Source organism: Pseudoalteromonas sp. GB56 (assembly GCF_054923835.1).
This window is the reverse complement of sequence record NZ_JBPCHK010000003.1, coordinates 213,604-226,383: the sequence shown is the minus strand read 5'-3', so window position 1 is coordinate 226,383 and position 12,780 is coordinate 213,604. Positions and strand designations below refer to the sequence as shown.

Genomic DNA, 12,780 nt, shown 5'->3' with positions numbered 1-12,780 from the left:
AACAAAATAGGAACATGTAATATTTCTGTCATCTAGCTGCTGCATAATTGTCCGCAAATCATCAACAATCTATTGGATATGTCGCAGTTTCGTTCACCCTTGGCTGTATTTGCACTTCGAAATGAAGAACAATTAGCTGACTTTGAGAGTATGACTCAACACCCTTTTACACTGGGCGGTCCCTCTGCACCCGTGCAATTTTTATGTCGTTTACCAAGTAACGCGCAACAGGGTGATTATTTACATGCGAGTCTTACCTTTCCAGAACAACGACAATCCATGTTAGCGGCACAATACTCATTGACACAAAGAGATGTTGATAGCAATGTGGTTGCATTGACTATGCTGAGTACAGTGCCAGTAAACTTAGCTAAGCTATCTGAATTTGCGTTGTTACAATTAAACTTACATGGTCGCCATAACATTATCAAAGAAAGTGCGCAGTTTACGGTAAAAGTACACCCCGAAACTGAATTGGCGCACCACCCAGTGTTAACGCCATCTACCAGCGTAGGTAAGCGTTTAATGGGGTATTGCCAACGCTTGTTGAGCTAGTCAGGAAAACTAATTTTCCCCATGGTAATAGCGGGCATAGAACCGCTATTATCCGCTTTATTAGCCGCATTTCCCGCCAATGTTTCGTTAGCAAGTAACGCAAACAACACCGCTTCTTTGGCATCGGGGTCAATCCCTAACTCCGACAATGAAGTCAGGTTGACTCCATGTGCACTCAGTGAGCGTATTCTTTCAATCAGCAAAGGGTTATGTAGCCCACCTCCGCTCACATAAACACTCACTGCATGTAAGTTCTCCAGTAATAAATTCAATTGATGAGCAATACTGCGCGCTGAAAACTCGGTCAGCGTCGCTAACACATCCTCGTGACTCAAGTCAGTTACGCCACTGCTTTCAAGACACGCTTGTAAATACGCCAAATTAAACACTTCAGGCCCCGTGGTTTTCGGCATGCCAAGAGATAAAAAAGGATGGGTTAATAAAGCCGACAGCAAAGGTTCATTCACAATTCCCTGCTTCGCTTTATTGCTGTCTTTGTCGTATTGCAGGGGTGCAAAATGACGCTGGATATAGGCGTCAATCATGGTATTACCAGGGCCTAAATCAGCACACGTTGTTTGTTGCAACGAAGCACCTTTTGGTAGCACTGTAATGTTGGCAATACCACCGATATTGAGCAACACACGATGTTCATTTTTATCAGCAAAGTAGAGATAATCACCATACGCCGCTAAAGGTGCTCCTTCACCACCAGCAGCGATGTGCTTTTGGCGAAAGTCGCTGATTGTGGTAATACCCGTAGTAACAGCAACATGGCAGCCATCACCTATTTGCAGCGTTGCATTTGGAAATTCAACAAGCCCATGTTGCTTTTTTGGGCAGTGATAAACGGTTTGGCCATGGCTGGCAATCACATCAATTGTATTGGCTGGCACCTGCCATTTTGCAATACATTGGTTCACTAACTGCGCGTGTAACTTTCCTATCCATGCATTTAACAGCGTCAACTGTTGCAGATCGATATCTCGTTTAGCAAAGATTTCTCGCACATAGGGCTGATACTCATCTGGATAGCTACACGTTTCAAATTGCTTCACTTCAATCTGAGTTTCAGCGCCCGAACCTGTGATCACACACAGCGCAACATCTAGGCCATCCATAGACGTGCCACTCATCAATCCAATAATAGTGCGCTGTGGCTTTGACGAGAGATTAGCTAAATGTGCAATGTGTGGGTGCATGTCGATGACCTAAGAATAATTTATGCCAAATTTAAGTTATTACATATAATAACTCAATAGTTAGCGGGCTAATGACTTTTGTTAACATTAGGCGTAAGCTTGTCGCAACTCTTCCTCGAAAACAAGAGAATGGCCGACCCACTGGCCAAAAATACCCAAGTGTATTTAGCACTGTGGTACGTGCATTTGGGTATGCAATTTTTGAGGAATAACTATGAATGACGAATCAATACCCCGCATCGTAATTGTCGGTGGCGGCGCAGGAGGATTAGAACTCGCTACGGGCTTAGGCCACAAGTTAGGCAAAAAGCACAAAGCCGAAATTATACTCATAGATAGAAATCGCACCCACATCTGGAAACCTCTGCTGCATGAGGTTGCAACTGGCTCGCTCGATGCTAGCTTGGATGGTGTTGTCTATTCAGCACATGCTGCAAAACATCATTTTATCTTTCAACTAGGTACATTTTATAATGTCGACCGCCTTACCAAAACAATTTTACTCGCTCCCTTATTTGACGACCGTGGCCAAGTTGTGCTTCCTGAGCGCACCTTAAAGTATGACAAGCTGATACTGGCAATTGGCAGCGTAAGTAATGACTTCAATACCCCAGGCGCACAAGAGCATTGCTTCTTTTTAGATTCGGTCAGTGGTGCTGAACGTTTTCAACATACCTTATTAGACAGCTTTACTCGCTTGCAACAAGCGGATGAGAGCACATCAAAACTCAACGTGGCTATCATCGGCGCAGGCGCAACGGGTGTGGAACTATCCGCAGAGCTCTATCATGTCACAAGCCTATTGAAGATATATGGACTCGATAAGGTCAACAAAGATCGCCTCAACATTCACCTTATTGAAGCAAGCAACCGGATCCTCCCCGCACTGCCAGAACGTATTGCTACCAAAGCGACAATGGAGCTCAAGAAAATTGGCGTAACCTTACATTTAGGTAAACGGGTATTGCAAATTGATGAGCGTACTATTCATTTTGAAGACCAATCATTGGATTGCGACATAAAGGTGTGGGCTGCAGGTGTAAAAGCGCCTGACTTTTTGAAAGACTTGGGCGTATTCGAACTCAATCGCAACAACCAAATTGTGGTTAATGCTTACCTACAAGTGAGCGACGACGAACATATTTATGTGGTCGGTGATTGCTGTGCGTTCACGCAGGAAGATGGTTCATTGGTGCCACCACGCGCGCAATCCGCACATCAAATGGCCAGTACTGTGAAAAACAACCTCATTCGCGAGTATCAGGGTAAGCCTTTGCAACCTTTTGTGTATAAGGATCATGGTTCGTTAGTGAATTTGGCCCGTTTTAGTGCCGTTGGTAATTTGATGGGTAATCTCAACAGTGATGTATTTATTGAGGGAAAAATCGCTCGATGGATGTATATGAGCCTGTATAGAATGCATCAACAGGCAGTGCACGGCACACTAAAAATGATGGCGCTTTGGCTGAGTGAAAAGCTGATGCGTGTAGTGAGGCCGAAGATGAAATTACATTAGGAGCTAAGGGTGAACAACGTGTCCTTGCTCTAGAATATGCGCGATAGCGTCTTTATTTTCAGCTATCGCGCGATTTAATCGCACCATAAATTCTTCACTGCCTCTGCTATGGCCAATCAAAAAGTGTATTTTTTCCGTCGTCACTGCTGTCGGATGTAATTTTATATAATTGCCCGGGTAGGCTTGTTTTAAGTGCATAGCAACATATTTATCCTCAAGGGTCATATCGACTCTGTCGAGAAGCAGCATTTGGTAGCGCTGGATAGGCGTAGCCACATCAAATATTTGCCGAGAGAAACGCGCATCAGAACGCAGTTTTTCCACAAGAGGGCCGTAATACGCTCCAGCATTTATGACAAGGTATTTACCCTTTTTGAGTAGCTCTTCAAAGCTCAATTGAACATCAGGTACGTTGTGAGTATTGACCAACAAACGCACTTCTTCTTCACGATAAGCATCTGAGTAAACGCCATATTTGAGTCTTAAATTAGTGTAACTCGCGCCTGGAACTAGGTCTATTCTGTTAGCCTCTAACTCAGTAAGTAACCGAACAGAAGAAGGCAAGCGTACAAACTCCACACACTCATCCATGGATGCCAATAGCATTGATACGATTTCCATATCCGTCCCGCTAATCGCTTTATCCGTCAACACTATGTATGGCGGCCAATGACTGTTGACTCCTACGCGCACAGGATCAGAACACTCGGCTTGCGCGAGTATTGGAAAGCATAAATAGCAAAGCAGTAGCCAGCGAGCGTACATCACCCTAAGGTCCCAAACACAATGTTCATTATAGTATTGAGTCTAATGCCAATTTACGCAATTTTAGTTCGCTGTTACGTTTTGTTTTTTATCGGAAAATTAACTACTTCACCTGAATTAGCGCGCTAATCTAAACGCCTTACTGAGGCTAATTTCTTTTCGATGTCAGCCTGTTTATGGGTAATAGCGTTGTTGATTTTAGCGACAAAATCCTCACTCGCGATACCCTCGTTAATGAGAAAATGGACGGGTTCAGTAACAAGGGGCGCACTACTAAAACGCAGACCGGTGTGTTGACTGAGTTTCATTAAATGACTTGCCACGAGTTCATCAATCACGGTCATATCAACATGACCATTTGCCACCATAGCGAATCGCAGTGGCACTTTAGATACATAGACGATTTGCTTAGCAAAGGTCGCATCCGACATCACCTCAGCGACGGCTTTACCAAAATAGGTATTTTGAGTGAGCACTAAGGTTTTCTTCTGTTTTAACTGTTGCTGCAAAGGTAAATCTGGGTTCACGTCTGTTTGATTGTTGACCATTAGGCGCAACGTTTCGCTACGATAAGCAATTGAGAACTGCCCCAAGGTAGCACGCTCTTCGGTGAAACTGGTTGCCATAAGCATGTCTATACGACCGTTGACGAACTCAGTACGCATGCGGTTGGGAGAGGGTAAACGGATAAACTGCGCACAATGTCCAATGCTTTCGAGGATGAGGGAGGTAATATCTAAATCTATCCCTGACAGGTCACTATCTGAAACAACGAAATAAGGCGGCCAATGCGCACCAACTCCGACACGAATCGGCTTTTCACATTGTCCCCAAGCGCATTGCGCAATGAACATAGAAATGATGACTGCAATACATCTGTACATGAGTTGTTTCCAATAAGAAACATTACTTAAGCCTATTTTATGAATTTAAAAAAGGCAACTTAAGACGTTGCCTTTGCTGATGGGTACGAATTACTTAAAGTGATTTCCACACATCGGCAACACCCGGCTCTTCACCTTGCGTCCACCATTTCGCTTCATAGCGCGCACCATTGTGAGTGACCACAGAACCGCCGACATAGCTCGCTGATGACTGCCATACTAGGTCGCCACCGTCTGTCGGTACGCTTACCAACTCCCACGCACCGCCTAAATCAGGTTGGTCGCCTTGAGTCCACCATTTCGCTTTGTACTCTAAACCACCATAGATGACAGTGTCACCACCAACATAGATTGCGGAAGCATCCCATGTATCACCTGGCGTTGTTGTCGTGCTATCAAGCACCGTCACAGTAAACGTCTGCGTTGCTTGTGCCTGAGAATCACTCACCATCACAGTGACCTGATACGCTGTATCTTGGCTCACTTGCCCTGCAATCAATGACACATTAGCGCCACTGCCAGACAACGTAAGTCCAGCAGGTACATCCCAACTGTAAGTAAGTGAGTCGTTATCTACATCACTGGCTGAAACTGACACATTCACACTTTGTTCTTCACTCACGCTCACATCATCAATCGCTTGCACGACTGGCGCATTGTTTTCGCCAACAACAACGTCAGCTTGTACATTGACGGTCACAACCTTAGTCACACTGTCTTTACCATCGCTTACTACCACGCGAAGAGTATATTGTGTGTTTTGTGTCACGCTTGGTGCACTCACTGTGACCGTTGCACTGTTCGTATTGGCCAAAGCCAGCGCATTGTCACCTTGCCAGCTGAACGTCAATGGGTCGTTATCTGCATCCGTCGCAGTGGCTGTAATGGTAACAGACGTACCGCTTTGCACTGTGATACTACTGGCTACACTGACAACAGGCAGTTTATTGGCGTTCGCAATGTCACCTAAGCTTTCGTGCATCGCATTAAGGATATCGCCGTTATCCGCATCAATTTCCCACGCGAACAAACCGCCAAGGTTGTGCTGCTGAACGTATTGACCTTTCTCCATCACCGTTTTTGGCGTATCTAACGTAATGAGCTTGCCATTGCTGCGGTTCCACACCCACGCAGCTTTAGCTTGGGCGTCGTAACCCACTTCAAAGCCATTCACACCTTGGAAATTGGTGCCCAACATATTGGCTTTTACACCCTTATAGTCAATCACGCCATCTTCCCACACGCCTTCACTGGTTGAACCTTTGAGCTTGCCGTTACCCGGCGCCGTCATTGGATTATCGGCAACCGTTGCATTTTGAGGGTAAACACCTTCCCAACCTCGACCATACATTGCTGCACCAACAACAATTTTCTGCGACGGCACATTTTGCGCTAGCAATAGTTTAATCGCGTTGTCGATTGTGTAAGCAGGCCCTTTATAGGGTTGACCTTCTTCATCCACTCCCGTGCCATCACACTGACCAGGACGGAAATGCTCGCCGCAGTATATAGCCGTTTGGTGGCCTGTGATGTTATTCCATGCCCCGTAGAAGTCATAAGTCATGGCAAATATGTAGTCCATGTATTGATGCGCTTGACCATAGTCGACATCTTCAATTTTATCCGCACCCGCACCGATTGCCGAGGTAAGCTCATATTCCCTGCCCGTTTCAGCCTCAAGCTCATCAAGCATAGCGCGCAGTTCACGCATCAGAGCAACATATGCATCGCCGTCTGTCGCTGTGTTACCCAACGAAGGATTGGCACCATCACCACCTGGGTATTCCCAGTCGATGTCGACTCCGTCATAGAATTTCCATGTTTTTAAGAATTCTTTCATCGATGCGACGAAGGTGTCGCGGTTCGCTTTATCCGTAAATGAGTAGAAAGGATCCGTCAGTGTCCAGCCGCCCACAGACGGTACGATTTTCAAATCAGGATAACGTTGCTTAAGTGCCATCATCTGCGCATAGGTACCGCGGATTGGGTCATTCGTATCTACACCTGGAAGGGCTTTTTGAAATGCTGCCCATGGATCGTGCACCACTACTTCAAAATCTTGTGCACCTTGACAGGCTTTATCTAACGCCTGTTTAGGGCCACCCGTTAGTGAATCATTGGGCCCACAAATGGGAATGAATCCATAGAGGATGTGGCTTAAGTTATGCGCTGGAATATTGGTTACATCATAATCGCGACCATAAATGCCCCACTCCACAAAGTACGCACCTGTGACCATGCCGTCCTTGATGCCGTAATCACCATTGTTTGGATCATAGTCCATTGGCAATGGCGCCAAATGCGCACCATCGGTATCAGCGATAACAATCGGTTTTGCATCACTGCGGGCGCACACTTGCCCCTCACAGAGCTCGACATACAAGTTATGACGCCCAGCTTGCTCATGAGGGAAGCTGATTGTGCCGCCCATAACACCTGCGCCAATACTGCCTTCATTCACCAATTGGTCGTCGAAATATACCTTGTAGCTATCGCCACCATCACCGCTGTATGCGTTCCACTTAATTTCAATATTGACAACATCTTGGCGCTGAACAAGGGCGTGATAGCCACCCGTACCTTCAAGATCGACTTCAACAAATGAGTACTCTTGTGGCTCCCAACTGATACTGGGGGTAGAAGGAGCGCTCAATGCACTGCCTGACGCACATGCCAACGCAATCGCCAATGTAAGTTGTGTTAATTTCATAATTTTCTCTTCTTTTTGTGTCGTTATTTGGCTCAGCACAACGCATTCGCATAAGCCTGTTTATTGCTGAGTAAGGCGCGTCCTTGCGACCTGTAACAGCAAGGGAAATCGATGTGATTAAAGTGCTTCCCACACTTGGGTTGACCCCGGCTCATCACCTTGAGTCCACCATTTGGCGCGATACTGAACACCATCATGAACAACAACCGCGCCGCCTGAATACGGGGTATTGATGTGCCACGGCAGTGGCACATCAGTGTTACTGATGCGCTTCCAGGCATCAGAGATATCTGGCTGAGCCCCTTCGTTCCACCACTTTGCTTCATAGTCGTTGCCAGCAAAGCTCACCCGTTGGGAAGCGTGGTATTGCGCGGTGGCAGACCACTGTGGATATTCGCCGATAGTGGTTTGATCATTTACAACAGTTACTTGGAAACGAGTGGACGCGCTCAACGCACCATCATCTACTGTCACGGTGATAGTAAAAGTGCTGTCACTGTCCACTTGTGGTGCATTAATGGTGATATCGCCGCCGCTGCTTGAATAACTCAATGGCTGAGGTACATCCCACGTGAAGTTCAGCATCGATTGTTGGTCATCAAACGCGTGCACATGCACACTTTGCGTGGTGCCCTCAAGCAAGGACACATCCTCTGGTTTCATTACCGTTGGAGGAGTATTTTCGGGGGCAACTTGGACGCTGAGCTGGAAAATGTAATCGCCATCTTTGCTGTACACCTTGTTGACTAAGGGATCCTGTGATTGATAGCTGATATCGCCTTGAGCATCTTGCAAACCGACTTGAATAAGGTGGCCATAATCTTGATTGAGTGACACTGCGACATGCTCTTGCCAATTCGCGTGATACTCGCTGGTAACCGCATAAAGTTGATCGATCACCTCACTTCCTGAGGCATCAAACAAACGTACCCAAATGCTGTCTCCAACTTGCGCCTGCTGACCTTGTTTTACAAAATGACCCACGTCCTGCCACTGCGTCGGATCAACAGGTGTGCTATCTGTTTTAATGACGATATCCGAACAATTAAAGAATCCTTCACCTGCCGCATCTTCGCGCTGCCAATGAGTGTACAAAATGGCATCGCCACTGCGTCCGGCTGGGACAGCGACATTCATTTCGTAATAACGCTCACCTTCTGGCGATACCGTGGTGTCGATATTTTCGAAGGTATCGATGAGGGTTAAGTCGTTCCATGTCAGCGCTTGTGTACTCGCATCAAAGTCAGGTTTACTCAAATAAAAGCGCCAAAAGCTGGGGTTGTGGGGTACAACCGCTTTAAAACGTACTTTCATTTCACCAACGCCATTGACGTTCATTTCTGTACGCGGCCAATGAATCGATGGAATATCGATGCCTCGCTTGTTGTTATCGCCAGCGCTGCATAACTGACCATCGGGGACGCTTTGTTGGATTGCAGCTTGATTAAGGTAATCAGCGGTGTTTGCTGAAAACTCATGCTCTTGCACGAATTGATAATGCCCAGCTTCGACAAATGCAGCGCGACATGCCAAATTGGCGATGCCAGAACCATCTTCAGGCCACCAGTAGCCTCCCTGTTGCTGACAAAACGCCTGCCGCGCCTTGGGCACGTCCATGAATCCGTGAGCGTACGCTTGTGAGCTTACTGACATAGCCAGTACTGAAGCCCCAAGCCCGCCTAGGGAAAATAAAGACACAGATTTCAATGTCATAATGTATGTTCCTTGGTTTTAATTAAATGAGGCTGCGTGCGTATAGCGACGCAACCTCAGATCGAAGTTCTCGAATGAATGTTCTCGGAACGAATGTTCTCAGAACAAACGTTCTCGAAACGAAAAGTTAGATGCCACACACCTCTTGCCAATCCGCACTGGTGCCGGGCTCGGTTTGAGTCCACCACTTCGCTTCATAGACAGTGCTGTTGTTGATCATCAGATCGCCACCCACAGCATGACTTGGGTTGCCCGCCCAGTCGCTTTGCGGCCAATTGGGATAAACCGGAATATCGGTAACATTGACCCCCTCACACTCGCCAGCAGAGCCACTGTCACCGCCACCATTGTTGCCGCCGCTATCGCCTGGCGTGCCTTCAGCTAAGTGTGGATATTCCGATTTGAACGCATAGGTTTTGCCATTGTGTTCAACAGTGAAATTGGCAGGGCCCGTTATAGGCATGTAGTACATCACTTCAGCGTTCACGGTCTGACCTGGTGCAAACGGTTTGTCTTCGCCACCCCATTCATTGTTCAAGGTGATTGAGAAGCGGTGGAACTCGTTGTCGAAACCACCAATGTTATTGCCCGCCGCATTTGAACCATTGGTTTCAACCGCCATGCCCAACTTCTCTTGTGCATTCCAATTCGATTTGAATATAGCGGAGGTCGAAACTGGCACATCAAAAGCGATTTTCGCGCCACTGAGATCCAATTGAGAGTTGTTTGTGAAGGCGAAAATAGGGGCGATGGGGTAGTTATCATCACCCACAGGGAAGCCCTTCGCTTCAAAGGTAATATCAACCGCCTCTGTGGGCACAACAAATGACTTATCACCACGTTGAATATCGTAAGCAACACCGCTTTGATTGAATTTGTCGTAGGCTAAAGAAGTGAGGGTTGAGCCCATGAAATACTCACCGGATGCACTGTCGTAGTCGTAATCACCGGCCAACTCCCAGAACATGATGCCGCCGATGCCTTGATCAATCACGTATTGCACTTTGGCTGCCATGGATTGCTCGTCTTCCATCGACAAGAACACTTTTTTATCTTCATTCCACAACCAAGTTGCAATGGCAACGCTGTCATAATAGCGTGTGTAAGTGCCACTTAGTTGGTCATCTGCGTCAGTCTGTGGGGACAAGCCATAGCGCTCGCCGTAACTTGGGTAGATACCGTTTTCTAAATTCTTGGCATGCCACAATGGGTTCGAACCCGCAGGCATCTCCAAGCCTTTTAAGTCTTTGTCATGCCATAGGTTGTCGATGCCCACCGCGCCGTTACCGCAGTAATTCCCTTCGCCTGAGCCTGTGCCTGTTGGGCACTCGCTTTGGTTAGGTAGTCGTGCTTGGCCCCATAAACCATGGTCGCCACCTTGCACATCCTTAAAGCCACGGGTGTAGTAAGGAATGCCAATATTGATGCGCCCTGCCGATAACGCGCCGCGGAAGTATCGCACCGCCCAATCAGTGTTGAGATAGCCGATGCCTTCAAATTCCTTGGTTGAATACACATTCCATTGCGCTAACTCTGAGTCTAAGCCCGTATCAAAGAGCGCAGCATTGTGGCCTACATGTGAGTTCCAGGCTCCGTGTAAGTCATACGACATGATGTTGACATAATCGAGGTATTTCGTAACTTGGAACGTTTCCATGCCGCGTAGCAAGTAACCTGATGAAGGCGATGCTATGGTCAACATGTAGTGCTTGCCGTCTTGCTCACCCGCTTTATCTAAGGCTTCACGTAATGCTTTCATCAGTTCTTGGTAAGACGCATTAAGGCTAGCACGCAGCGGATTTGAAATAGCAAAATCGTCCGGGTGCCCAGAATCTTTCATTGATGATGGGTATTCATAGTCAATATCAACACCATCAAAGCCATAGGTACGAATGAACTGCACTGCACTTTGCGCAAAGGTTTGAATGCCCGCAGTGTTGATTGAACCATCTGGGTTGGTGGTCATCGAATAAAAGCCACCGCTGTTCACGCGCGCGCCATCCTCAGCAAAGAAACCACCGGTTTCCGCCCAACCACCAACGGAAATCAGGGTTTTCACATCTGGGTATTGTTTTTTGTATTTATTCAACAGGTTAAAGTGACCTGTGTAGTTGAAACTTGGGTCCATTTCAGCGCCAGCCACACCCGGCCATTGCATGTTAGTCGCAGGGTTGTTCGCGGCGTCTGGGTTGCCAATAGACAGAGTATTATCTGCTGCAACATGCGCGAACGCATAGTTAATGTGGGTGATCTTGTCCCAAGGAATGTCGTTGACAAGATAGCTGGGTTGCTCGTTTTGCCCATTTCGCCAACTGGTGAAATAGCCGATGATACGACGCGGATGATCTACGCCCATCAATTCGCGGCCATTGTCATCATACACACTGCAATACGGCGTATTCACACCTGGCGTTTGATACAAACCAGCTGGACGACATGCGTCCACTCCAGTGCCGGGCTGTGAAATATCAACAATATTAAGCTCAAGGCTCGCTGTGGCCGTGGCGCCTTCGTTGTCGGTCACCGTTAACGCAAAGTCAAACCGTCCAGCGCTGGGTGCTTGCCACGCGATTGTGTCAGATGCATTTGTTGAATTAACAAACGCTTGGCCATTCACGCTCAACGCCATGGCGACAACACTGCCATCGTCGTCCGTCCCCGCTAGATTAAATTGAAGCGTATCTCCAACCTGAATTTGACTTGGTTGATTGGCTAGTTGCAAGGCTGCCACTGGCGCTTGGTTTTGCTGGGCGTTGTCCACGCTAACGGAAATATTGCTAATCTTTGCGCTTGATGCTGCGCCTTTGTCATCAAAAGCGATAGCTTTGATAACCACATTGCCAGCTACAGCCTGCCAAGTGACAGAGTATGGTGCTACGACATCACTCACCAGTAACTCATCGTCTATATAAAAGTGAACAGCTGCAATCTGCCCATCTTCATCCTGGGCGAGCGCAGATATGACAACGCTGTCACTTTCAGCAAAAGTTTGACCTTCACTCGGGTTTAAAGAAGTGATGTTGGGCACCTTGTTGACAGCGCTGTCACAACTACCCAATAAAAACCACGCATCAAATTCTCCAGAAGCTTGGACAGGGTTAAGTTGGTTCCACCATTTTGACTCATACGCATTGCCTTGAGTTTGCACTTGCTCGCCAGTCGGATACGCATTGCCCTGTTGCCAATTTGGTAATTGTGAACAATCGACCGCCAATGCATTTGCACTTGCCAAGGAAGCGCCAAGCGCTGCTGCTACCACACTCAACCTGTAATTGGAGTTATGCGCTCCAAGACCACTACTCGTCGTTAATTTTTTCACGGTGTTCTCCACTATTTTAAAGTAACAATTAATTTACATTTATCTTATAAACTAACACATGAAATTAGATGTTCAAGTGAGAAGAGATGTTTTTTTATACAGACGGTGAATTTTTA

General features: G+C 47.0%; 8 protein-coding genes. 2 read left to right on the top strand and 6 right to left on the bottom strand.

Annotation, left to right across the window (positions count from 1 at the left end; translation table 11 throughout):
• The first annotated feature begins 78 nt into the window (after positions 1-78).
• Positions 79-555, top strand: a complete 477-nt coding sequence (locus ACH19P_RS16365) for a hypothetical protein (protein WP_462159667.1) — start codon at positions 79-81, stop codon at positions 553-555.
• Here the strand turns inward: ACH19P_RS16365 and ACH19P_RS16360 are convergent.
• Positions 552-1,757, bottom strand: coding sequence for an anhydro-N-acetylmuramic acid kinase (locus ACH19P_RS16360; RefSeq protein WP_462159666.1), 1,206 nt, complete (start codon positions 1,755-1,757; stop codon positions 552-554). The genes ACH19P_RS16365 and ACH19P_RS16360 overlap by 4 nt on opposite strands.
• A 214-nt stretch (positions 1,758-1,971) precedes the next feature.
• On the opposite strand from ACH19P_RS16360, the gene ACH19P_RS16355 reads away from it, so the two are divergent.
• Entirely contained in the window at positions 1,972-3,273 is a 1,302-nt protein-coding gene (locus ACH19P_RS16355) for an NAD(P)/FAD-dependent oxidoreductase (RefSeq protein WP_462159665.1), read from the top strand.
• A gap of 3 nt (positions 3,274-3,276) precedes the next feature.
• Here the strand turns inward: ACH19P_RS16355 and ACH19P_RS16350 are convergent, their stop codons facing one another.
• From ACH19P_RS16350 to ACH19P_RS16330, 5 genes are all read right to left on the bottom strand, one after another.
• Complete coding sequence (locus tag ACH19P_RS16350) at positions 3,277-4,038, bottom strand: substrate-binding periplasmic protein (protein ID WP_462160190.1); 762 nt, start codon at positions 4,036-4,038, stop codon at positions 3,277-3,279.
• Positions 4,039-4,163: 125 nt separating this feature from the next.
• Complete coding sequence (locus ACH19P_RS16345; protein WP_462159664.1) at positions 4,164-4,922, bottom strand: substrate-binding periplasmic protein; 759 nt, start codon at positions 4,920-4,922, stop codon at positions 4,164-4,166.
• A gap of 94 nt (positions 4,923-5,016) precedes the next feature.
• Positions 5,017-7,632 carry a glycosyl hydrolase family 18 protein gene (locus tag ACH19P_RS16340; protein WP_462159663.1) on the bottom strand — a complete coding sequence of 872 codons (2,616 nt, stop codon included), beginning with the start codon at positions 7,630-7,632 and terminating at the stop codon, positions 5,017-5,019.
• 117 nt (positions 7,633-7,749) lie between these two features.
• Positions 7,750-9,345 (bottom strand): lytic polysaccharide monooxygenase, encoded by a 1,596-nt coding sequence (locus ACH19P_RS16335; RefSeq protein WP_462159662.1) that lies wholly within the window; start codon positions 9,343-9,345, stop codon positions 7,750-7,752.
• A gap of 127 nt (positions 9,346-9,472) precedes the next feature.
• Complete coding sequence (locus tag ACH19P_RS16330) at positions 9,473-12,577, bottom strand: glycosyl hydrolase family 18 protein (RefSeq protein ID WP_462160189.1); 3,105 nt, start codon at positions 12,575-12,577, stop codon at positions 9,473-9,475.
• Positions 12,578-12,780: the final 203 nt, after the last annotated feature.